The sequence below is a fragment of the Blautia sp. DFI.1.216 genome (genome assembly GCF_020594215.1).
In the GTDB taxonomy this organism is placed as follows: Bacteria; Bacillota; Clostridia; order Lachnospirales; family Lachnospiraceae; genus Blautia_A; species Blautia_A wexlerae.
This window is the reverse complement of sequence record NZ_JAJDML010000013.1, coordinates 62,708-85,443: the sequence shown is the minus strand read 5'-3', so window position 1 is coordinate 85,443 and position 22,736 is coordinate 62,708. Positions and strand designations below refer to the sequence as shown.

Genomic DNA, 22,736 nt, shown 5'->3' with positions numbered 1-22,736 from the left:
CTGTAAAGATAAGTTTCGTTATTTAAATTCAATGGAAGAAAATCTGTAGATGTAGTCTTCCCCCGGATGTTTACCATTATCGCCCGCAATCGGACTGTTCGCATTAACCGACACAATCATATTGTTTGTATTTCTGTCAATCGCTACGGATTCCATTTCAAAACTAAAGAACTTTGATTCATCCAGTTCATTGTTAAAGGCAAAATCCGGAATTAAAACAGGATATTTCTTGCCATCTTTAAATTTCATTGTTTTAGTTCTGCTCATATCAATGTGTAGTACCCTGCTTCCACTGGTTTGCACATCACCATTAGGAAAATATTCCAGTTTTTTCGTCGTAACAATAAATAATCCGTATTTGTCACTGTAATTGATTCCCTGAAGCACTTCATAACCGGTATTCATAAAATATTTTGTTTGATCAACCACAACTTTTCCTGCTGAGAAGTGTACAATACACAGTTTATATATTTTTTTATCTTCTTCACCCTCTGCACCGGTTTCGGTAAGAAGAATAAACTGATTGCCTTTGTAATGGCTGATTGCGTTTGTCCGGTTTTCCCAGGTATACCTATTATAGGGCCATTCTTCAGATGTACTGCCCATAGTAAGCTTCACAACCGAATATTCACCTTTTCCATTAGGTTCCGCACAGGTAACATACAATTCATGATTGTATATATCCATTCCATTGGCATGATACAGACATCTCTTCTCTCCCGGTTTAACCTTATTCACCAGTCTTTTTACGCCCTTCGTACCGCTTGTGTAATCCTCAAATTCCCAAATGGCTGCTGCACACACACTCGGATTTGCGTATTTTCCATTTGTACCGGCTTTTATACCATACAACTTTTGGTTATTCTCATCAAATGCTAACGCACCAAAATTCGTTGCTATGATTTTTTTTCCTAAATCATCAACAAATATCTCATTGTCTACTTTCATTCCCTTGGCAAGAGCGCAGTTAAAACTATAAGTACCTTTTTCATAAGTAATTCCATTCAGGACAGAAAAACGGTCCTCTGCTTTCCCGGTTCCTGTAATTACATTTGCAGCCAGTACAAGATGACCTGCTTTCATACAAATAGATTCCAGATTATACTGCTTATACCCTTTCATCTCAACATTAATAACTCCGTCTGGAATATATGAATTCACATTACTTCTGTAATCCACATGTACAATTCTGTTTCTTCCGGCAGACAATTCATCATTTGTCAGAATAAACAGACCGTAGCCTAAATGGTAATAAATATCCTGGATACGGCTTGTATATCCATATCCTCTGTTTGTAACCTTAAATTCATGAACTACTTCATAACTATTAGAACTCTCCAATCTCAGTTTTTTTACAATCAGAGTATCGTTATCTGCATCGTTGGAGCCTCGTGCAAGAATGAAAAATTCATTTGCCGCACCTGTATGTGCAATTCCAAGCGCTCCATACTGAAATTCACTTACAATATCAAACTCCTTAATAACATTACCGGCAGTATCCATTTTTACAATCTTTGTAGTATTTCCATATCCCGCTGTATCTTCAGCAAGCATAAATAATTCTGTGCCGATTTTGCTAAGCCCTAATGCAAAATATCCCAAACCGGTTTTAACTGCCACAGCCTGTGCATCTGCGTTTGAATAATCCGGTGTTTTATATAAGGTTGTTACCTTTCCGCTTGTTTTCACACTGTACATAGTGTCTCCGCTGATTGTAATTCCCGCTACATTCGTCGCAGCTCCTGCATCCACAATTTTTGCTCCTGCTGTAGGTGTCGCTGAAATAACAAGTGTTTTTCCATTAAATGTTCCTGGCATATAAAATATCCTCCTTCTGTTTTTTGCAGACCCTTATAGTTTTATTGGTCTGTTTCATAAGCGCTTACATAAAATAAAAACCCGTTTTCTCTATTTTCGGAAACTACTTTTTATATTTTTTTATTGATTTCTTTTGTATCTGCCATAATGTACTCTTTTACCTCTGTAATATCCCTCTCGATAACACTTAATACATTAAATTTTTCTGTTAATGCTGACAGTAATTCCTGATACTGTTTTTCCCGCTCTTCCTGTCTTGCCGAAAATCTTTCATTTGATTTCACAATGTAGATCAAAAGAAATACTGCCAATACTGCCCATATCCCTTGAGATAATGCAGCATCCGCTGGGCGTTTTAACAAGGTCGTTGCCGCACTGCATCTTCGTTCCGAACATCGGCCGCACGATCCCCGAACAACATTCATTACGATGGCGAAAAAAGCGGGCGTAGATGAGTACGTTGTGAAACGTCTTGCCGGTCACAAGATCACAGACGTAACCGAGGCGGTCTATACAATCCGTGATATTGAGTGACTCAGAGATGAGATAGAAAAAATGCCGTAACCCTTGTGGTTGCGGCATTTCTTTTCCTGTGATCGGCTCTTCTTTTTGTTTCCTTCGCTCTGTTGCCTACTTGTTACCTACCTGTTTGCCTATCTTGCCATTTTCAAGGCTTCTCACCGTGTCTCAAATTACTTTCTCATTTTTTGATCTAAACTAAGAAAAGTACCGCAGCCCTTGGAACTACGGTACTTTCTAGGTTTGTTGACTCTTTGATTAAAAAGGTTTGATTAGAACTTTCCAGCCTTAGCAGCTTCCTCAATGGAAACAGCTACTGCAACTGTCATACCAACCATCGGGTTGTTACCAGCGCCGATGAGACCCATCATCTCTACGTGAGCCGGTACAGAAGAAGAACCAGCGAACTGTGCATCAGAGTGCATACGTCCTAATGTATCTGTCATACCGTAGGAAGCTGGACCTGCTGCCATGTTGTCCGGGTGAAGTGTACGTCCTGTACCACCACCGGAAGCAACTGAGAAGTATTTCTTACCTGCTTCAAGACGTTCTTTCTTGTATGTACCTGCAACCGGATGCTGGAAACGTGTCGGGTTTGTGGAGTTACCTGTGATAGAAACGTCAACGTCTTCTTTCCACATGATAGCAACACCTTCCGGAACGCTGTTAGCGCCGTAGCAGTTAACTTTTGCACGAAGTCCTTCGGAGTATGCTTTTCTGAATACTTCTTTAACTTCGTTCTTGTATGGATCGTATTCTGTCTCTACATATGTAAAGCCGTTGATACGGGAGATGATCTGAGCAGCATCTTTACCAAGACCGTTCAGGATAACACGTAATGGTTTCTGACGAACTTTGTTAGCTTTCTCAGCGATACCGATAGCACCTTCAGCTGCTGCGAAGGACTCATGTCCAGCCAGGAAGCAGAAGCACTCTGTTTCTTCTTCAAGAAGCATCTTGCCAAGGTTACCATGTCCAAGACCTACTTTACGTGTATCAGCAACGGATCCAGGAATACAGAATGCCTGAAGTCCTTCACCGATAGCTGCTGCTGCATCTGCTGCTTTCTTACATCCTTTTTTGATTGCGATCGCAGCACCTACTGTATATGCCCAGCAAGCGTTCTCAAAACAGATCGGCTGAATGCCTTTGATCTGATCGTAAACATTAAGACCTGCGTCTTTTGTGATTTTCTCAGCTTCTTCGATAGAAGCAATGCCATAGCTGTTTAAAACAGAATTGATCTTGTCAATTCGTCTCTCATATGATTCAAATAAAGCCATTTCCTGTTACCTCCTAAATTATTCTTTTCTTGGGTCGATAATTTTAACAGCGTCTGCAACACGGCCATACTGACCTTTTGCTTTTTCCCATGCAGTATTCGGGTCATCGCCTTTTTTGATGAAATCAGTCATTTTTCCAAGGCTTACGAACTGATATCCGATGATCTCATCATCTGCATCAAGAGCAATACCTGTTACATAACCTTCTGCCATTTCAAGGTAACGAGGTCCTTTTTTCAGAGTTCCATACATTGTACCAACCTGAGAACGAAGTCCTTTACCAAGGTCTTCAAGTCCAGCACCTACTGGAAGTCCTTCTTCTGAGAATGCAGACTGTGTACGTCCATAAACGATCTGAAGGAAGAGTTCTCTCATAGCTGTATTAATCGCATCACAAACTAAGTCTGTGTTCAGTGCCTCCATAACTGTAAGTCCCGGAAGAATCTCGGAAGCCATAGCTGCAGAGTGAGTCATACCTGAACATCCGATAGTCTCAACCAGTGCTTCCTGGATGATACCCTCTTTAACATTTAATGTAAGCTTGCAGGCACCCTGCTGTGGTGCACACCAGCCAACACCGTGTGTAAGACCGGAAATATCTTTGACTTCTTTTGCCTGTACCCATTTAGCTTCTTCTGGGATTGGAGCGGCGCCATGATGAACGCCCTGTGCAACTGGGCACATTTCTTCTACTTCGCGTGAATAAATCATTGTAAAACTCCTTTCAAGTATAGATTAACTTCATGTTGTTATACTCTCCACTGTACAGAACTGCTGAATGAACTGCACAGGATAAAACTCCGATGTCTGCTGAATGACTTCAGAGGAGTATGCCTAACAACCTAGTGTTATTTTCTCACAAAAGTGCTGATTCGTCCAGTCATAAATTGTAAAATTTTTAACCATCTTTGATTTTTTTGTGGTAAAATAGTTCTAATTTCTATTAATGAAGGGATTTCTATTATGACAACAAAGTTACCTGCTTCCTTTCTCCCTGCAAAATTTCAGGTTCTGAGCGGAAGCTCTTTAAAATTAATTGCTATCACCCTGATGCTGATTGACCATACCGGCTTAATGATCCTGTATAATTATCCTGCCACAACTGCAACCCTTTTCAGTTTCGGCGGCGTGGATTACAGCTGGTATCGGATTTTCCGGGATATCGGCAGGGCCGCTTTTCCAATTTTCTGTTTTCTGTTAGTGGAAGGATTTCTGCATACACATAACCGTAAGAAATATGGCCTGAATCTGTTTCTATTTGCATGTATCTCTGAGATTCCATGGAACTTCATGTTTACCAACACCTGGAGATATGAAAAACAGAATGTATTTTTCACCCTGTTTCTGGGATACCTGGCATTCTGTGCCCTGGAATACTTCTGGGATAATCAGAGAATGCAGCTTGTCTGCGTGCTGGCACTGCTGACTGTCTCTGTGTTTCTGAAGGCAGATTACGGATGGCGGGGATTTGTATTCCTGCTGATCATGTACTGGTTCCGCAACGATAAAACCGCCCAGGCGATCATCGGAAGCTGCTGGCTTTACTATGAATGGAAAGCCTGCTTTGCTTTTCTTTCCATTAATATGTACAATGGTGAACGTGGATTTGTAAAAGGAAGATTTCTGAAATATGTTTTTTACTGGTTTTATCCGGTGCACATTACCATTCTGGTAATCCTGAGAAAACTTTTATTTCATATGTAATATCAGGTACAACAAATATCTTCTATCTCAGACAGACATAAAAATATAAAAGGGCAGGCTGTATGATTGAAATAATATCCTTCATACAACCTGCCTCTTCTATATTTTCAACTTCTCTTTTCTGCAATTTCTGTTTTTGACTTATAAATGTGATTTGCAGGTACGCAGCCTCTTACTGAGGAAAGTGGATAAATGTTGCAGCAGCGTCCGATCACAGTTCCGGGATTTAATACGGAACCGCATCCCACTTCTACGTTATCTCCAAGCATTGCGCCGAATTTCTTCAGACCTGTTTCAATCTTCTCGTCACCGTCTTTTACAACTACCAGTTTCTTGTCAGATTTTACATTGGAACAGATGGAACCTGCACCCATATGGGATTTGTAGCCGAGAACTGCATCGCCTACATAATTGTAGTGCGGAACCTGTACCTTGTTGAAAAGTACCGCATTCTTTAATTCCGTAGAATTACCTACTACTGCACCCTCACCTATAATTGCTTTTCCGCGTATAAATGCACAGTGGCGTACTTCTGCTTCTTTACCTATGATGACCGGACCGTTGATACAGGCTGTAGGTGCCACTTTGGCACTCTTAGCAATCCATACATCTTCTGACGGGTGGTCGTATTCTTCTTCACTTAAGGTCTGTCCCAGTTTCAGAATGAAATCTCCGATCTCCGGTAATACTTCCCATGGATATGTTTTTCCTTCAAATAAATCCTTTGCGATTGTTTCGTTCAGATCCAGAAGGTTTGCAATTGTAAAATCTTTTAACATAATATTTTCCTCTTTTCTCTCGCTATGATGACATGTTTTCTTTTATCTGTCACAAATACACACTACTTTGAAGCAGACGGCTTTCTGCAGGTACGTGATCGTCCCGCTGCGGACGTTGATCTGCCTGTTGTTTTCGCACTGTTTTTTTCAGATGAATCCTTATAATTCACTGCTGCAGCATCAAAGAACTGTCTCAGATATGGCTGGATATTGCTGTCCTCCACCTGTCTGGTGCGAAGGCGCACAAAATGTTCCAGCTTATCCATATATTCCTGTTCTGTAATACTGCCCTCTGCCACATAATTCAGTCCTTTTTCCCAGCTTGCAGTCAGTTCCGGGTTCAGAAGCTGTCTGATGGAGCAGTTTACCACATCAAAGATCATCTCTCCAAGAAGGGTTGGAGTGATCACCTGGGTTTTCTTATTGAGTGCCAGATATTTGATATTGCACAGTTTCTTAAGAATTTCCGCTCTGGTGGCACTGGTTCCGATTCCGCAGCTTTTAATCTGGGCACGAAGCTCTTCGTCCTCGATCAGCTGACCTGCATTCTCCATTGCAAGAATCATAGAACCGGAATTATAACGCTTTGGCGGCGATGTCTCGCCCTCTTTGATACTCAGGCTGTCCACAGAGAGTATATCACCTTTTTTCAGGTTCTGCAATGCGGCAAGAAGTCTGGTATCACATGCCATATCCTCAGCCGAATCATCAGCTTTGTTCCCGCCGTTTTTTCCTGTATCCGGATCTTCCTCTTCACTTCCCTCACTGTCCGCTGCACCGGCTCTGTTCACACTGCTCATGGCATCTGCTGCTTTTCGCTTCGCAAAAGAATTTGTGGCAATTTTTAAATACCCTTCATCCAGCAGTACTTTAAATGAAGAAAAGAAGCTCTCATTCTGAATTTTTGTCACAAGACTGATCTTCTGATATACTGCAGGAGGATAAAAAATACATACAAACCTTCTGACAATGGTCTCATATACACGCTGCGCAGTAAGAGAAACACTTCTCAATGTGTTTAAGCCCTGGCCTGTGGGTACGATTGCATAATGGTCTGTGATCTGCTTATCATTAACATATCTGGTCTTTGCCAGATTTTTGTAATTTCCCTGTTCAATAATGTGCTGTGCGATTTCCGCTGTATGTTCATAATTACGCAGTCCGGAAATATTCTTATAAATCTCCTTTGCTGCCGCAGTAGACAATACACGGGCATCTGTTCTGGGATAAGTGACCAGTTTCTTTTCATACAGTTCCTGTACGATTTTTAATGTCTCATCCGGGCTGATCTTGAACAGCTTGGAGCACACATTCTGAAGCTCCGCCAGGTTAAATAAAAGCGGCGGATTCCTGTTCTCTTTTTTCCGCTCGATTTTCTCTACTGTACATTGCAGTGGCTGACTCACAGACAGCTCCTGTATCAGTTTTTCAGCATAGGCTTTCTCTTTAAATCCGTTCTCTTTATACAGATAAGGAGTCTGGAAATATCTGCTGCCTTCCACAGCTCTCCATTCTCCCTCAAAGTTTTCTCCCTCAAGGGCAATGCAGCTGAGTACGCGGTAAAACGGAGTTTTCACAAACGCACGGATCTCGCGTTCTCTTCGCACTACCATTCCAAGCACACAGGTCATAACCCGTCCTACAGAAATGGCCTGATATTTCGTATTTAAATAATTTGACACACTGTTTCCATAACGCAGTGTCAGTACACGGGAAAAATTAATTCCCATGAGATAGTCTTCTTTTGCTCGAAGATAGGCTGAAGCAGAAAGATTGTCATATGCTGACAGATCCTTTGCCTCTCTGATTCCTCTCATGATCTCTTCTTCTGTCTGAGAGTCAATCCAGACTCTCTTTTCTTTTTTTCCATGAACACCTGCCATCTGTGCCACCAGACGGTAGATGTATTCTCCCTCGCGTCCGGAGTCGGTACACACGTAAATGGTGTCCACATCCTCACGGTTAAGCAGTCCTTTGACAATCTCAAACTGCTTCTGCACTCCGGGGATCACTTCATATTTAAATTCGCGCGGCAAAAAAGGCAGGGTATCTAAACTCCACCTTTTATATTTGATATCATATTTTTCCGGGTAGCTCATGGTGACCAGGTGTCCCACACACCAGGTCACCACGCTGTCCTGAGATTCCAGGTAGCCATCCCGTCTTTGTCCGTTGATTTTCAAAGCTTTTGCGAATTCCTGCGCCACACTGGGCTTTTCGGCTATGTATAAAGCTTTTGACATATTATTTATCTGCACTCATCTTTCTGAGCGGCCATGCCAGCAACAGGGCACCGCCCACCATATTTCCTAAAGTTACTACTACCATGCTCTTTACCATGGCTCCAAGGGATAATCCAGGTACCAGGCAGTATGCGGTAACAAAGATTCCCATATTTGCGATGCAGTGCTCAAATCCGCTTACAACGAATCCTGAGATACACATAACGATCATCAGGAATCTTCCTGCATCACTCTTTAATTTCATACCACAAAGCACGCCAAGACAGACGAAGAAGTTACAGAGCACTGCTCTGAAGAACATCTGTCCGAGCGGAATACTCAGTTTATTTCCAATGAATCCCGCAAAATAGTCTGCTGTTCCGGATGCTCCTGCACCTACAAACAACAATGCTAAAATTGCACATCCGACAAAGTTTCCAAGGTAGCTTACGCCCCATACCTTACCGGCCTCTTTCCAGCTTACCTGTTTATCATAGGCTCCGAACGCCATTACCATATTATTTCCTGTAAAAAGCTCGCCGCCTACGAAGCTGATCAGAAGCACTGCAATGGAGAATACTAATGCCCCCACAAATTTTCCCCATTCAGGCATGGTCTTGGAGAATACGTTTCCAACTACATTACTGTAGATCATAGCCACATCAATAAAAAATCCCGCCATGACCGCACGTATAAAGTACTTGAAAAAATTGGTATTCACCAGGTTACTCTTGGCTTTCGCCGCGTTTGACACTTTCTGTACATCTTCGTAATTCATAACTACACCTCCGCAATGTATTTTATTGAGAACATTATATCACCTGAATATCTGTTTCACAACCGAAATCGTCAAACAATTCAAGAATATTCATCAGATTTGTAATTATGTTCCATTATATTCGAAGATTTTTATAGCAATTCCATATACTAATGCAATCGAGACAGTTCGGCAGAATACAAAGGACAAGAAAGATATCTGCAGACATGCTGACGCAGGAGAAAATGTCTGAAAGTAAAGCTGATTTTTTTATTCAAATACAACTGCTTTATCCTGCAATTCTGTTACATATCCGATAACACCGCCGAAGATATCCATACCTGCAAGCTCTTCTGCAAGGGCATCGGCTTCTTCTGCCGGTACTGCAAGCAGAAGTCCGCCGGATGTCTGCGGATCAAATACCAGATCCTCCATCCAGAGTTCCTTAATCTCACTTCGTACTTCATCGCCTGCGAAGTCACGATTTCTGTATGCACCTTCAGGAATCAGCCCCATCTGTGCATACTCTTCAACACCCTCAATGATCGGAAGTTTCTCAGACTGGATCACCAGGGTTTTCCGGCTGCCTTTTGCCATTTCCAGACTGTGACCTGCAAGACTGAATCCTGTTACGTCGGTGCAGCTGTGGATCGTGTATTTAGATGCAATCTCTGCTGCATATTTGTTCAGCTTCGCCATGATTTTCTGAACTCTCTCAATTTCTTCCTGAGACGCCATTTCTGCCTTAATGGCAGTGTTAAGGATTCCACAGCCCAGCGGTTTGGTAAGAATAAGGATGTCTCCTTCTTCTGCGCCGTAATTTTTCCACATTTTGTCCGGATGCACATAACCAGTTACACAGAGTCCGTATTTCGGTTCTTTATCATTGATAGTATGCCCGCCTGCAAGGACTGCTCCGGCTTCCATGACCTTATCTGCACCGCCGCGCAGAATCTGCTCCAGTACTTCCGGACCAAGGCAGTTTGGAAATGCTACCACATTTAATGCCAGTTTCGGAACACCGCCCATTGCATAGACATCACTCAGTGCATTGGCTGCTGCGATCTGCCCGTACATATACGGATCATCCACTACTGGCGGAAAAAAGTCTACTGTATGGATCATTGCCAGTTCATCATTAATCTTGTATACTGCTGCATCATCTGATGTCTCCGGACCTACCAGAAGCATCGGATCTGTAAATTTCGGAAGTTTGCCTACTACCTGTGCCAGAACCTTCGGGCCAATCTTAGCACCGCATCCGGCTGCACTGGCAAGCTGTGTAAGACGCACTTCATTTTTTTTCATTTCATTTCCCATAAGTCAGTTCACCCCAATTGATCTCCATATTCAGAATCTCCTCGTAACTGTTCAATACTTTCGTTACTGTAAACGGAGTGAACAGTAACGTACTTTCACAGCCGACAGACTGCCGAATAGTTACATATCTTCTATAACAAGAGATTCAGTGCTATCATTGTATCATGTTTTCACATATCCGTCAAAATGTGAACCGTTTACCATATATCAGGTGTTCCTATAAATCTTTCCATTTTACGCAAGAATCCTATAAATCTTTTCATATTCCAGATCCTGTTCCTTCATATAGGAAGCTGTTTCTTCTTCGTTCTGTTCCCCACATTTCCACGCAAGGCCGCAGGAAGCTGATATTTCTCTTGGCACAGGGATCAGTCTGCCTGTAAATTTGTTTTTCTTACATTCCCTTTCCATGGCAATTGCCTGAGTGGTAGTTTCAAAAGTCACCACTGTTGTCAGAACTTTTTCTTTCATAATCCGTCGTGTCCTCATAAAAAGAGGCACCGTTACCGGCACCTCTTTTATTATTTTCTATAAATTATTTCGCCTGGATATATCCTTTTGCTTTTAAGGTTTCAGCACAGAGAACTGCTCCGCCTGCTGCACCTCTGACTGTATTGTGGGAAAGTCCTACGAATTTCCAGTCATATACGGTGTCTTCACGAAGACGTCCTACAGATACGCCCATGCCATGTTCGAAGTTTACATCCTCTGTAACCTGCGGACGGTTGTCCTCTTCCAGATACTGGATGAACTGCTTCGGAGCACTTGGAAGTTCTAATTCCTGTGGAAGTCCCTTGAACTCTACTAATGCTTTGATAAGCTGCTCCTTAGTAGGGTTCTTACGGAATTTAACGAATACAGCTGCTGTATGTCCGTTCAGTACCGGTACACGGATACACTGGCATGTGATAACCGGTTCTGTAGCAGGTTTGATTACACCGTCTTCTACTTTACCCCAGATTCTTAATGGCTCTTTCTCGCTCTTCTCTTCCTCGCCACCGATGTATGGGATGATGTTTCCAACCATTTCCGGCCAGTCCTTAAATGTCTTACCTGCTCCGGAGATTGCCTGATATGTAGTAGCAACTACTTCATATGGCTCGAACTCTTTCCATGCAGTTAATACAGGAGCATAACTCTGGATAGAACAGTTTGGTTTAACAGCGATAAATCCGCGTGTTGTTCCAAGACGTTTCTTCTGGGATTCGATTACATCGAAGTGTTCCGGATTGATTTCCGGCACTACCATCGGTACATCCGGTGTCCATCTGTGAGCACTGTTGTTGGAAACAACCGGTGTCTCTGTCTTAGCATATTCTTCTTCGATCTTCTTGATCTCTTCTTTTGACATATCTACAGCAGAGAATACGAAATCAACTGTTGCAGCAACCTTCTCTACTTCGTTTACGTTCATAACAACAAGATTCTTGACACCCTCCGGCATTGGAGTATCCATTTTCCATCTTCCGCCAACTGCCTCTTCGTATGTCTTTCCTGCACTTCTCGGACTTGCAGCTACAGTTACAACTTCAAACCATGGATGATTCTCAAGCAGAGAGATAAATCTCTGACCTACCATACCTGTAGCACCTAAAATACCGACTCTAAGCTTTTCACTCATAATATCTTTCTCCTCTTTATCTTCTGCCCGCGTCTCTACCCTTTCGCGGACATTTTTATCCAGGTGTCCTTATATTGCGTACATCTGTCTTTCTTGTACATACTATAACAAACCAAAATAAATTGCAAGCATTTTTTTTAATTTTCTTCCAGATATTTTTTGTTCTCAGCGATCACTTTCTCCATCACGTCAGGTCCCGGTGCACCGATGGTCATACGTTTTTCCACACAGGTTTTCATACTGATTGCTTCGTAAATATCGTTCTCGAATACCGGGCTGATGGCTTTATATTCTTCAAGAGGAAGTTCATCCAGAGAAATCCCTTTATCAATACAGGTAAGCACCAGACGGCCTACAATGCCGTGTGCATCGCGGAAAGGTACTCCATGATTTACCAGATAATCGGCTGCATCTGTAGCATTTGTAAAGCCATTCTTTGCACTTGCTTCCATATTCTGTTTGTTGAACTGCATAGTAGAGATCATGCCTGTAAAGAGGGCAAGACATCCTTTTACAGTGTCAATGGCATCAAATGTAAGTTCTTTGTCTTCCTGCATATCTTTGTTGTATGCAAGAGGGATTCCCTTCATGGTTGTAAGGATAGATGTTAATGCTCCGTATACACGACCTGTTTTTCCTCTTACAAGTTCTGCGATATCCGGGTTCTTTTTCTGAGGCATGATACTGCTGCCTGTGCTGTAGGCATCGTCTATCTCTACGAAGCGGTATTCATTGGAGTTCCACATAATGATTTCTTCGCAGAAACGGCTCATGTGCATCATAATTGTGGAGAATGCGGACAGAAGCTCAATCACATAGTCTCTGTCTGATACAGAGTCCATGCTGTTTCTGGTCGGGCCGTCGAAACCGAGAAGCTGTGCTGTATATTCTCTGTCAAGTGGGTAGGTGGTTCCTGCCAGTGCACCTGCACCCAGAGGGCAGGTGTTCATTCTCTTACGGATATCTGCAAGTCTGCTTCTGTCACGTACAAACATTTCAAAGTATGCACCTACGTGGTGAGCCAGTGTGACCGGCTGCGCTTTCTGGAGGTGTGTGAAGCCTGGCATGTATGTGTGGACATTCTCTTCCATGATCTTCTGAAGTGCTTCGAGAAGTTTCTTTACCAGTTCGTCTGTCTCGTCAATCTCATCTCTTACATAGAGTTTCATGTCAAGGGCTACCTGGTCGTTACGGCTTCTTCCTGTGTGAAGTTTCTTGCCTGCATCACCGATTCTGTCGATAAGGTTTGCTTCTACAAAGCTGTGGATATCTTCATATTCGGATGTGATCTCGAGTTTGCCGGATCTTACATCTGCAAGGATTCCGTCAAGACCTGCTTCGATCTGATCTTTTTCTTCTGCTGTCAGGATTCCCTGTCTGGCGAGCATTGCTACGTGTGCTTTGCTGCCTCTGATGTCCTGCTCATAGAATTTCTGGTCAAAAGAGATGGATGCATTGAAGTTATATACAAGTTTGTCTGTTTCTTTTGTGAAACGTCCGCCCCAAAGCTGTGCCATTGTGTTATTCCTCGTTTCTTCTTTATTTTTGGTATTATTGCTTTTACGTGTTAGTGTAACATATTTTTTCAGTATTGCAAAGTAGTTAGTTTGGAATCATTCAAAAGGTACGTGAAGAAAAAGAAGGTGTGTTGAGGCTTAGTTTCGGAACCCTGTAATTCTAAGGCATTCGGGAATCTGCTAAAACCATGAGCCGCCCTCTCAAACTCGCTCCGTTGCAAACTTCGCTCAGACACGTGAGACGGTCGGCTCATAACGCAGATTCCCGAATACCAAGAATTACAAGAACCCTCAAATGCGCCCCAACACACCTTCTTTTTCTTCACTGGGTATTGGCTATATGTTACATAATTGTGGTTACTGCTTTATTTTCTGTTTTCAGCCTCTCTTCGGGAATAGACGCAACCGCAGTAGTTCTGACGGTAGAGGTCGTATTCGTGGGATAGTTCGATGGAACGTTTGTAGCCGTTTTTTTTCTTGAAGTCAGATGGGAGGTGTTGGACGTGGTAGATTTCTGCCAGTTCTTGTCCGATTTCGTTAATCTTGGCTGCGTTTTTCAGAGGGCTGATGGAAAGGGTGGTGGTAAAATAGTCATAGCCGCCCTCTTCTGCCAGTTTTGCTGCTTCTTCCATGCGGAGGCGGTAGCATTTGAAGCAGCGTTCGCCACCTTCGGGTACGTCTTCGAGGCCTTTTGCCATCTGGAAGAATTCCTGTGGGTCGTAGTGACCCTCTATCAGTTTGACAGGGTGTTCAAATTCCATGGAGTTTACAAGACGGGTAATTTCATGGACTCGTTTGCGATATTCTTCTTCCGGGTAGATGTTTGGGTTGTAGTAGAATACTGTGATGTTGAAATATTTTGACAGGTATTCCAGTACGTAACTGCTGCAGGGTGCACAGCAGCTGTGGAGAAACAGGCTTGGGATCTTGTTATCTTTTTGCGCCTGATCTATAAGTTTTTCCAGTTCTTTCTGATAGTTTCGTTTATTCAACAGTATTATTATATCCTTTCTGCATCTTCACAAATGCTTTTTATTATCTTTTAATAAAATGCGAATACCTGTTCAGGTATTCTCTATTGTGCCTTCGTAATGATTCTTTGTATTTTTTAACTTCCTGCACTCTCCTATTCGTTCGCCCATTTTTACAATAGTCTCATATCCCTCTTCTGTATTCTCGATCAGATCATAGGCAATACGGACTTTTCCCGGCTGGATGAGGAGGATTATTGTGGAACCTCCGAATTCGAAGTTGCCTTTTTCCTGGCCTTTCTTTACTGTGGCAGGATTTTTATGGAGATTTGTGATTTTTCCTACCATCATGGCGCCTACTTCCATCATGAGGATGGTTCCGAATTGTTTTGTTTTCAGCAGAGTGTATTCTCTGGCGTTTTCTTTGTAGATGGGATATACATCGTTTGCTGCAGGATTCACTGTGTGGAAAACGCCGGGCAGAGTTACATTCGCGGATTTTCTTCCATCTGCCACATAGCAGTAATGATGATAGTCATCTACTGTCAGTCTGAAAATCAGCGCATAGCCGCCTGTGTATCTCTCAGCAATTGCCTTATTCTTCAGAAGCTGTCCTGCTGTATATTCTGTATCTTTGATGCTGAAACGTGAGTCTGAGCTGATCCTGTGTACGGAAAGTTTTCCGTCACAGGGGCTGATCAGGATGTTTTCGCGCATATCGATCGGGCGTTCTTCTTTTCGGATGCGCCTTATAAAGAAGTCATTCCATGAAGAGAAGTTCTGTTTTTCGTAAATGCTCAGGTCAATCTTGTTGTTTTTTACAAAATCCGGTACAAATCTGGCAGAAAGTCTGGTGTTAAGCAGGACTCCCGCTGCCTTTGACACGAAAGGTCTGATCAGGAGTTTCAGGCAGAGTCTGCCACCCCGGTCATTATATAAATGCCGCAGGAATTTATCCTGCTCATTCTCTTCAATCGTGATATTTCCTTTTCTGTCAATATACTTCATTCGTATCTTCCCTCCATAAAAGTATAACCGCAGCCTCCCCGTTTCCCGGGAACCGCTGCGGCCAGTCAACAGTTATATTTATTTTATATCAAACGGAACATCTTCGCAAGTGCAAGTGCCACGACTGCAACCAGCAGGATACGTACCGGATTCTGAGGTTTTTTTACCTTGATATCCAGAATAAAAAGCAGTCCCACGATAATCACTGCAATATGTATCACAATCAGGAAATAGAGTCCGCAATATCTTCTCATCAGATAAAGGAACGGCAGGATGATCGCCATGGATGTGATCGGAAGCCCCTGATAATACTGTCTGTTCTCAGAAGTCTCATTCTGTCTCTTTGCTTCTGAAACATTAAAATATGCAAGGCGGATGACAGATGCCACACTGTAAAAAATAAGCGCCCCAATCCCCGCCGATGTATTCACACCCAGACAGTAACAGATCATTGCCGGAAAAATACCAAAGCAGACCACATCACATAAGGAATCGATCTGAATCCCGAAATTCTTCTCATCATCCGTACGGTTCTTCTTTGTTCTGGCTATCTTTCCGTCAAACATATCACACAGTCCGGAAAGCGCCAGACAGAAAATCGCAACCTTAAAATCCCCCTCCAGAGCCCTGGTAATTCCAAATACGGAAATTCCCAGACTTATATAAGTCAATATTACCGTATAATCATAAATTCCTAAAAACATATTTTCTCCCCCTACTTTTCTTCTTGTTCTTTTCTTCCTATTATGAAATACGCCACACAGGTCATCACTGCACTGATAAGCATCTGTGCATAATAGGAAATTCCTCTGCTGAGCAGCATTGCAGGAAGTAATGCTTCTCCGAAAACCGGTGCAAACATCACCAGATAAAGAGACTCACTGATTCCCATTCCTCCGGGTAAAGGCAGCATATCAACAGAGACAGATATGACAGACTGCAAAATCGTAAGGGTTATAATGGAATATCCATGAAATCCCAGCGAACGGTATACCCAGTATGTAACTGTAAATAACAAAATCCTCTGCACCATAGTGATCAGTAACACTTTCAGGATCACCAGCTTGTGACTTGCCCAGAAAGCCGCAGTTTCATGATACTGGTCCATAGACGCTTCCAGTTTCTCAAGCCGGGTTGTCTTTGGCTTAAGGAAACGGAAATGTTCAATAAGTTTCAGACCTTTTACCATGATCCATTTCGCCAGTCCAGGTGCAAATACAAGGATCATCATGAAAGTAACGCAGAAAATATTCAGACCTACACCCAGGTAAAACACCCACATGTACTGGCCAAGATATCCTTCCAGAAAGCCTCTGCCAAAAATCCAGATTACAATTCCGATCACTACCAGAACCGCTTTATAAGTAATTGTGACAATCATCAGGACCAGCGTAGTGACAGGAATCGGAAGTTTGTCCTTTTTCATAAAATAAATCTGCATTGGCTGTCCGCCGGATGCAGACGGTGTGATACAGCTGAAAAAGAATCCCACAAAAGAATACAGAGCACAATGCCCCATCTTTACTTTTGCTCCGAGAGTCCGCATCATATAGAAAATAATTACAGACTCGCCAAGTATGAACAGTACCACACAAACCACACTGACCAGTAAGTAAACCGGATCTGCCTGCCGTACTGTATGAATAATCTCTCCCAGATCCTCTCCCTTAAATACCATATATACGGTAATGGAAAATATAAGGATCAGAAAAATGGTGTTAAATATTGCTTTCTTTTTGTTTCTCATTTGCTTACACTTTCTTATACATTTTTTTACAGCATTCGTCTGATTTCTATACCCAATTCATGTATGTCACAGTGTCTGATATATGTATATTTCTGATATGAAACACATAGTAAACAGTAACGTATTCCTTACAGAACATTTGCCCTCAAATACTATAGCAGCAAAAATACTATAGTCTATCTATTATATCATACCCTGACATTTCTGCATATCATAAATTATGAAAATATTCGTTACTATTCACCGAATATGGAGGTATCTGTATGAAACCACTGCTGGATATTACAGATGTCAGTCTCTCCTACCACAGTTTATCAGGGGAAACCCCTGCCCTTTCTCATATATCCTTTCAACTGATGCCAGGTGAATTTCTCGCCATCGTCGGGCCGTCAGGCTGTGGAAAGTCCACGCTGCTGAATCTGATCTGCGGTCTGCTCCGGCCGGAACAGGGACAGATTCTTCTGGACGGCACACCGGTAACTTCCGGTGACTGCCGTATCGGATATATGCTGCAAAAGGATCATCTGCTGGAGTGGCGGACAATTTATAAAAATGTTCTTCTCGGACTGGAAATCCGCAGGGAACTCACTGCCGAAAAACTTGCTTATGTAAATCAGCTTCTCTCAGATTACGGTTTGGACAAATTCCGCTCTGCTCATCCGTCTGAATTGTCCGGAGGAATGCGCCAGAGAGCTGCACTGATCCGTACTCTGGCATTAAAGCCGGAACTTCTTCTGCTGGATGAACCGTTCTCTGCACTTGACTCTCAAACCAGACTCAGCGTAAGTGATGATATCGGCAGAATCCTGCGTCAGGAAAAAAAGACTGCGATCCTCGTCACCCATGATATTTCAGAAGCGATCAGCATGGCAGACCGGGTTATCATTCTTTCTCCAAGGCCTGCCATTATTCGTAAGATTGTGCCAGTTTGTTTTGATCTGGAAAACCGTACTCCTATGGTTTCCAGAAATGCGCCTGAATTTAAATCTTATTTCAATCTTATCTGGAAGGAGCTGAATCATGATGTCTGAAATCTCATATCATCAGCAACAGTATATCCGACATCAGAAAAGAGAAAAGAAACTTGTTCTTTTTTTGCGGATATTTATTCTTCTTTTCTTTCTGGTGTTGTGGGAAATCTCCGCCAGGACCGGGCTGATCGATTCTTTTATCTTCAGCAGTCCTGTAATGATCTGGCACAGCTTCTGCAGTATGTGCAGAGACGGCTCTATTTTTCCCCATCTCTCTGTTACAATTACGGAAACACTGGTCAGTTTTCTGTTCGTTGTTGTTCTGGGTGCAGGGATGGCGGTTCTGCTGTGGACCTGTCCCAGACTTGCGAAGATCACAGAGCCTTATCTCGTAGTACTGAACAGCCTTCCGAAATCTGCTCTGGCACCTTTGCTTATTGTATGGCTTGGTGCCAACGAACGGACGATTATTGTCTGCGGTATGTCGGTTGCTATCTTTGGTTCGATTTTGAATCTGTATACAGGTTTTGGCGAAGCTGACCCGGAAAAACTGAAGCTGATTGAGACGCTGGGCGGTGGGAAGAAAGAAAAGCTTATGAAGATTATTCTTCCGTCTTCTGTGCCGTTACTGCTCAGTGTTATGAAAGTTAATATTGGTCTGTGTCTGGTTGGTGTTATCATAGGCGAATTTATCGGTGCCAGAAAAGGGCTTGGCTACCTGATCATCTATTCCAGCCAGACCTTTAAGCTTACCTGGGTACTGATGTCCATTATCATTCTGTGCATCATCGCTATTATCCTGTACGGACTCCTCGGACTGATTGAAAAACGCGCCCGCAGATAGTTGTTAATTTTTAACCGCTATTTTTTATAACGAAACGGTTTCGGAAACAGATTCAATATCTGAAAAAATTTTGCTGCAAAAAAGCCCGGAAGATCATCGAGTTCCACTTAACTGGACACTCCTGAACTTCCGGGGCTTCTCTTGTCTCTGACTGTCTGTCAGTTGTTCTGTTTTTAAACCAGCGCCTCTGTCCGGTTACTATCATGTTCCGACCAAAGCGCCTGATAATGTGTATATCATGAATTATTCTTCTCCAAGGCTCTCCACTGCCTCTGTGAAATCCTGTATCAGATCTTTTATATCTTCGATACCCACACTGATACGGATTGTGTCGTCGTACACTCCTGCCTCTGCCATTGCTTCCGGCGTACTATGAATATAAATCGTAGACGCCGGATGAATCACCAGAGTTCTCACATCACCGATATTGGTTGCAATCTTTACATATTTCAGATGATTGATCAGCTTATACGCCCGTTCTTTGGAACCTGCACGGATAGTCAGAATCGCTCCGCCCTTTCCACTAAGCTGTTTTTCTGCCAGTTCATGATATGGACTGGACTCCAGCAGCGGATAGTTGACAGATACACCTTCCAGCTTCTCCAGTGCCTGGGCAAGCCGGAAAGCGTTATTACAGACCCGCTCCATACGAAGACCAAGTGTCTCCATTCCGATAATATTCAGATAAGCGTTCATCGGAGCCAGACAGCCGCCCATGTTTCGCCAGATTCCGTTCCTCAGTTTCACAAGATAAGCAAACTTTCCGTATTTCTTATATTCCTTCATTCCCGGATAACGTTCCGGACTCCAGGAAAAGTTTCCGCTGTCAATGATAATTCCACTGATGGCATCTCCACTTCCATTTATATATTTAGAAGTAGAATGCACCACTACATCCGCACCATACTGAATCGGATTAAGCAGATACGGAGTCGAAGTTGTGCTGTCTACAATCAGCGGTACTCCTTTTCCATGAAGAAAATCTGCTGTTTCCCGGACATCCATTACATTCAGTGCGGGATTTCCTACTATTTCACCAAACACTGCTCTGGTCTTATCTGTAAGAAACGGCTCGATCAGCGCCTTCTCTACCCTCGGTATAAAATGTACTTTGATTCCGAATGCCTCCAGATCATGAAGCAGATCCAGTGTACCTCCGAACAATGCACTTCCTGCGATTACCTCATCCCCTGCCTGCAGGATATTAAGTAATGATAATGTAACCGCTGACATTCCGGAGGAACAGGCTACACCTCCAATCCCGCCTTCTAATTCATTTACTCTTCGCTCAAACGCATCTACTGTCGGATTCGCAATCCTGGTATATGCAAATCCCGGTGCCCGATTCTGGAATACTTTTTCCAACTGTTCTGAAGATTCATATGCAAAAGCATTTGCCAGGCTGATAGGCGGCACTGTTGAACCATTCGCATAATTGTCTACTGCTTTTCCGTGTAATAATTTAGTCTGAAATTCCATGAGCATATTCCCCTTGTAAAATATAATAATCTCCGGACTAACGGTATGTTTTCTGTGATATATCGTTTCCCTGTTTTTACTAATTTCATAGTGTTTTGATATGAATAGTAGTATATATTTTTCACATAAATCTGTCAATAAATTTTCTTATATCAATTATTTATATACACATATAGTTTTTGTCTATATTTTGTTATTTTTCTATAGAAATAATTTAGTCTAAAATCAACATCTTTTTCCATATTGTCGAAAAAACATAGCTTTTTCTATCTTTATCTGGTAAAATTGATATATAGCAATCCTCTAAAATAATGCATCTTAATATAGAGCGTATTTGAAAAATCATTTACAAGGACTGCTATAGATTATTATTTCAGTCAAACGACATATCTGAAAATGAATGTCCTGAAATGTAATTCCACTACATAAGATTCATAACAGAACGGAAGGAGGCCCTTTATGAAAACAAGGAAAAAATGGTTAAGAAAAACAACCGCTATCTGTACTGCAGCACTTCTTGGTACTGCTGCAATTCCATCTACAGCATTTGCAGCAGACAGTTACGCTTCCATTGAAAAAGATGCATGGGCAAAAAAGGTCACAGAAATGGCATCTTCTTACGCTACATCTATAGAAGAAAGCCAGTCTCTGATGTCAGGAATGCAGAGTGACATGATTCTGAAATTTGAAGATTCCGGACGCTCATTGCTGGGGTTTGTCGCACCATTTGATGTCTCCTGGCTGGACAATGTCACACTTTCCAATGATATCTCTTTTACAGAAGGAAAAGAAGGTATTCTGATGAAGGTCCTTCTTAATGATAATAAAATCTGTACTCTGGAATATTATCTTGATCCGGACAGCCAGGATATTTATATGCGCATCCCTGAACTCTCTGATAAATATTTCAAGACCAATCTGGAAGAAGCCGCAGACCAACAGGCTGCCAATATTGAAAATGATCTTGAAGAATTAACCCCTGATGATTCAGATGCAGATATTCCGACAGACAATTTCGCTTCCGCTTATTCTGACAGTCTCAGCCTGACTGTTTCCATGATGTCTGATCTGTCAGCAGCAGCTCCAGAAGCTTCTGTAGTAGAAACACTTCTGGATAAATACGGATCTATGCTTTTTGACAATGTAACAGAAGGCGAAAGCAGTCAGGAAACTCTGACAGCAGGTGATATCAGTCAGGACTGTACAGTATATGAAGGCCAGATTTCAGCCGAAGACGCTGTAAAAACTGCAACTGCAATCCTGGAAGAAGCAAAATCAGACAGTGATATTGAGAACATCCTCGATACCTGGACAGAGAAACTCTCAAGTAATGAGGACCTGCATGAAAGCTTTACCAAAGCTGTAGAAGACGGTCTTGATTTTCTGAAAGATGCAGATACCGGTGATTCCGATGATTCTCATCTCAACACCAGAATCTGGGTTGATGAAACCGGCAGAATTGCAGGACGTAAAATTGAGTTTCAGGAAGGTGATAAAATAACTCCTGTTCTGAACTGGCAGATGACCAGGGACGGCTCAGACTTTGGCTATCTTCTCTCCATTGAAACAGATGATTCCGGCACACTCTCCCTGTCCGGATCCGGTCAGATTGATGGCGGTAAATTAAACGGAACCTATAAAATTTCTCAGGATGATACAGCCGCAGCTGTTATCGAAGTAAAGGACTACGACACCGAATCTGCAAAAGAAGGTTACTTAAACGGTAACTATACTATCACCTTCCCTGCTGATTCTTCAGAAGATACAGATTCTTCTCTTTCCATGCTCGAGAACTTTGCACTTGTATTAGATTTAAATTCAGCAAAAGATTCTGGTTCTGTTGCACTGTCCGTTGAAAGTGCAGGAAGCACTCTCGGAAGCTTCACTGTTACTTCCGGTGCAGGCGAATCTGTTGAAATTCCGGACCTTACGGCTCTTGGAGATGTTTATGACGTAACCAATGAAGATGATATGAGTGCCTACGCAGCTACACTCGACCTCACTACACTTATGGATAATCTGTCCAATGCAGGCGTTCCGGACGAAGTCATCACTTATGTTCTCAGCGGCGGAAGCAATTCCGATGCCGAAGATGTTACTGATGAAAATGCCTCAGAAGCAGAGTCTGATGCTGAGTCTGCTGAAGCAGGCGCAGCCTGACTTAGCAGCTTTATCA

Annotated in this window: 20 protein-coding genes; 4 read left to right on the top strand and 16 right to left on the bottom strand. The window is 42.6% G+C overall.

The genetic code is table 11. The features are described 5' to 3' along the window. Positions 1-18: 18 nt before the first annotated feature. From LJE11_RS07245 to LJE11_RS07230, 4 genes are all read right to left on the bottom strand, one after another. Complete coding sequence (locus LJE11_RS07245) at positions 19-1,818, bottom strand: hypothetical protein (protein WP_227295756.1); 1,800 nt, start codon at positions 1,816-1,818, stop codon at positions 19-21. A 110-nt stretch (positions 1,819-1,928) separates the two neighbouring features. Further along, positions 1,929-2,243, bottom strand: a complete 315-nt coding sequence (locus LJE11_RS20770; RefSeq protein WP_081703169.1) for a BhlA/UviB family holin-like peptide — start codon at positions 2,241-2,243, stop codon at positions 1,929-1,931. Positions 2,244-2,609: 366 nt separating this feature from the next. Then, entirely contained in the window at positions 2,610-3,620 is a 1,011-nt protein-coding gene (locus tag LJE11_RS07235) for a GGGtGRT protein (RefSeq protein ID WP_008707497.1), read from the bottom strand. Positions 3,621-3,638: 18 nt separating this feature from the next. Then, a complete protein-coding gene (locus LJE11_RS07230) occupies positions 3,639-4,331 on the bottom strand; it encodes an iron-sulfur cluster assembly scaffold protein (RefSeq protein ID WP_008707498.1) in 693 nt (230 codons plus the stop codon). 252 nt (positions 4,332-4,583) lie between these two features. Between LJE11_RS07230 and LJE11_RS07225 the strand changes: the two genes are divergently transcribed. After that, positions 4,584-5,324, top strand: a complete 741-nt coding sequence (locus tag LJE11_RS07225; protein ID WP_227295754.1) for a TraX family protein — start codon at positions 4,584-4,586, stop codon at positions 5,322-5,324. Positions 5,325-5,431: 107 nt separating this feature from the next. Here the strand turns inward: LJE11_RS07225 and LJE11_RS07220 are convergent, their stop codons facing one another. The 11 genes from LJE11_RS07220 to LJE11_RS07170 form a co-directional block, all read right to left on the bottom strand. Next, complete coding sequence (locus LJE11_RS07220) at positions 5,432-6,103, bottom strand: UDP-N-acetylglucosamine pyrophosphorylase (protein WP_008707500.1); 672 nt, start codon at positions 6,101-6,103, stop codon at positions 5,432-5,434. A 62-nt stretch (positions 6,104-6,165) separates the two neighbouring features. Continuing rightward, entirely contained in the window at positions 6,166-8,346 is a 2,181-nt protein-coding gene (locus LJE11_RS07215) for a DNA topoisomerase (protein WP_008707501.1), read from the bottom strand. A 1-nt stretch (position 8,347) separates the two neighbouring features. Then, entirely contained in the window at positions 8,348-9,103 is a 756-nt protein-coding gene (locus LJE11_RS07210) for a formate/nitrite transporter family protein (protein WP_008707502.1), read from the bottom strand. 249 nt (positions 9,104-9,352) lie between these two features. Beyond that, positions 9,353-10,390 carry a selenide, water dikinase SelD gene (gene selD / locus LJE11_RS07205; protein ID WP_008707503.1) on the bottom strand — a complete coding sequence of 346 codons (1,038 nt, stop codon included), beginning with the start codon at positions 10,388-10,390 and terminating at the stop codon, positions 9,353-9,355. A 246-nt stretch (positions 10,391-10,636) separates the two neighbouring features. Then, entirely contained in the window at positions 10,637-10,873 is a 237-nt protein-coding gene (locus tag LJE11_RS07200; RefSeq protein WP_008707504.1) for a DUF3343 domain-containing protein, read from the bottom strand. 64 nt (positions 10,874-10,937) lie between these two features. Continuing rightward, complete coding sequence (gene asd / locus LJE11_RS07195) at positions 10,938-12,023, bottom strand: aspartate-semialdehyde dehydrogenase (RefSeq protein ID WP_008707510.1); 1,086 nt, start codon at positions 12,021-12,023, stop codon at positions 10,938-10,940. A 137-nt stretch (positions 12,024-12,160) separates the two neighbouring features. After that, positions 12,161-13,540, bottom strand: coding sequence for an argininosuccinate lyase (gene argH / locus LJE11_RS07190; RefSeq protein ID WP_008707514.1), 1,380 nt, complete (start codon positions 13,538-13,540; stop codon positions 12,161-12,163). A 365-nt stretch (positions 13,541-13,905) separates the two neighbouring features. Next, positions 13,906-14,535, bottom strand: coding sequence for an epoxyqueuosine reductase QueH (locus LJE11_RS07185; RefSeq protein ID WP_044951999.1), 630 nt, complete (start codon positions 14,533-14,535; stop codon positions 13,906-13,908). A 69-nt stretch (positions 14,536-14,604) separates the two neighbouring features. After that, the gene (locus tag LJE11_RS07180) at positions 14,605-15,519 is read right to left on the bottom strand and encodes a phosphatidylserine decarboxylase (protein ID WP_008707516.1); all 915 of its coding nucleotides are present in this window, start codon (positions 15,517-15,519) and stop codon (positions 14,605-14,607) included. A gap of 83 nt (positions 15,520-15,602) precedes the next feature. After that, positions 15,603-16,223, bottom strand: coding sequence for a CDP-alcohol phosphatidyltransferase family protein (locus LJE11_RS07175; RefSeq protein WP_020993691.1), 621 nt, complete (start codon positions 16,221-16,223; stop codon positions 15,603-15,605). Positions 16,224-16,234: 11 nt separating this feature from the next. Continuing rightward, the gene (locus LJE11_RS07170) at positions 16,235-17,266 is read right to left on the bottom strand and encodes a lysylphosphatidylglycerol synthase transmembrane domain-containing protein (protein ID WP_008707518.1); all 1,032 of its coding nucleotides are present in this window, start codon (positions 17,264-17,266) and stop codon (positions 16,235-16,237) included. 263 nt (positions 17,267-17,529) lie between these two features. Between LJE11_RS07170 and LJE11_RS07165 the strand changes: the two genes are divergently transcribed. Together LJE11_RS07165 and LJE11_RS07160 are read left to right on the top strand one after the other, a co-directional pair. Further along, positions 17,530-18,297 (top strand): ABC transporter ATP-binding protein, encoded by a 768-nt coding sequence (locus LJE11_RS07165; protein WP_144136573.1) that lies wholly within the window; start codon positions 17,530-17,532, stop codon positions 18,295-18,297. Next, entirely contained in the window at positions 18,290-19,081 is a 792-nt protein-coding gene (locus LJE11_RS07160) for an ABC transporter permease (RefSeq protein ID WP_020993690.1), read from the top strand. The genes LJE11_RS07165 and LJE11_RS07160 overlap by 8 nt, the downstream gene beginning before the upstream one ends. A gap of 243 nt (positions 19,082-19,324) precedes the next feature. On the opposite strand, the gene LJE11_RS07155 is transcribed toward LJE11_RS07160, so the two are convergent. Then, positions 19,325-20,560, bottom strand: coding sequence for an O-acetylhomoserine aminocarboxypropyltransferase/cysteine synthase family protein (locus tag LJE11_RS07155; protein ID WP_144136575.1), 1,236 nt, complete (start codon positions 20,558-20,560; stop codon positions 19,325-19,327). Between the two features lie 459 nt (positions 20,561-21,019). Between LJE11_RS07155 and LJE11_RS07150 the strand changes: the two genes are divergently transcribed. Then, complete coding sequence (locus LJE11_RS07150; protein WP_118409284.1) at positions 21,020-22,720, top strand: hypothetical protein; 1,701 nt, start codon at positions 21,020-21,022, stop codon at positions 22,718-22,720. Positions 22,721-22,736 lie beyond the last annotated feature (16 nt).

Bases quoted from the DNA above. Each gene is read 5' to 3' on its own strand.
- LJE11_RS07245 (WP_227295756.1), bottom strand. From the start codon at position 1,818: ATGCCAGGAACATTTAATGGAAAAACACTTGTTATTTCAGCGACACCT.
- LJE11_RS20770 (WP_081703169.1), bottom strand. From the start codon at position 2,243: ATGAATGTTGTTCGGGGATCGTGCGGCCGATGTTCGGAACGAAGATGC.
- LJE11_RS07235 (WP_008707497.1), bottom strand. From the start codon at position 3,620: ATGGCTTTATTTGAATCATATGAGAGACGAATTGACAAGATCAATTCT.
- LJE11_RS07230 (WP_008707498.1), bottom strand. From the start codon at position 4,331: ATGATTTATTCACGCGAAGTAGAAGAAATGTGCCCAGTTGCACAGGGC.
- LJE11_RS07225 (WP_227295754.1), top strand. From the start codon at position 4,584: ATGACAACAAAGTTACCTGCTTCCTTTCTCCCTGCAAAATTTCAGGTT.
- LJE11_RS07220 (WP_008707500.1), bottom strand. From the start codon at position 6,103: ATGTTAAAAGATTTTACAATTGCAAACCTTCTGGATCTGAACGAAACA.
- LJE11_RS07215 (WP_008707501.1), bottom strand. From the start codon at position 8,346: ATGTCAAAAGCTTTATACATAGCCGAAAAGCCCAGTGTGGCGCAGGAA.
- LJE11_RS07210 (WP_008707502.1), bottom strand. From the start codon at position 9,103: ATGAATTACGAAGATGTACAGAAAGTGTCAAACGCGGCGAAAGCCAAG.
- selD (WP_008707503.1), bottom strand. From the start codon at position 10,390: ATGAAAAAAAATGAAGTGCGTCTTACACAGCTTGCCAGTGCAGCCGGA.
- LJE11_RS07200 (WP_008707504.1), bottom strand. From the start codon at position 10,873: ATGAAAGAAAAAGTTCTGACAACAGTGGTGACTTTTGAAACTACCACT.
- asd (WP_008707510.1), bottom strand. From the start codon at position 12,023: ATGAGTGAAAAGCTTAGAGTCGGTATTTTAGGTGCTACAGGTATGGTA.
- argH (WP_008707514.1), bottom strand. From the start codon at position 13,540: ATGGCACAGCTTTGGGGCGGACGTTTCACAAAAGAAACAGACAAACTT.
- LJE11_RS07180 (WP_008707516.1), bottom strand. From the start codon at position 15,519: ATGAAGTATATTGACAGAAAAGGAAATATCACGATTGAAGAGAATGAG.
- LJE11_RS07175 (WP_020993691.1), bottom strand. From the start codon at position 16,223: ATGTTTTTAGGAATTTATGATTATACGGTAATATTGACTTATATAAGT.
- LJE11_RS07170 (WP_008707518.1), bottom strand. From the start codon at position 17,266: ATGAGAAACAAAAAGAAAGCAATATTTAACACCATTTTTCTGATCCTT.
- LJE11_RS07165 (WP_144136573.1), top strand. From the start codon at position 17,530: ATGAAACCACTGCTGGATATTACAGATGTCAGTCTCTCCTACCACAGT.
- LJE11_RS07160 (WP_020993690.1), top strand. From the start codon at position 18,290: ATGTCTGAAATCTCATATCATCAGCAACAGTATATCCGACATCAGAAA.
- LJE11_RS07155 (WP_144136575.1), bottom strand. From the start codon at position 20,560: ATGGAATTTCAGACTAAATTATTACACGGAAAAGCAGTAGACAATTAT.
- LJE11_RS07150 (WP_118409284.1), top strand. From the start codon at position 21,020: ATGAAAACAAGGAAAAAATGGTTAAGAAAAACAACCGCTATCTGTACT.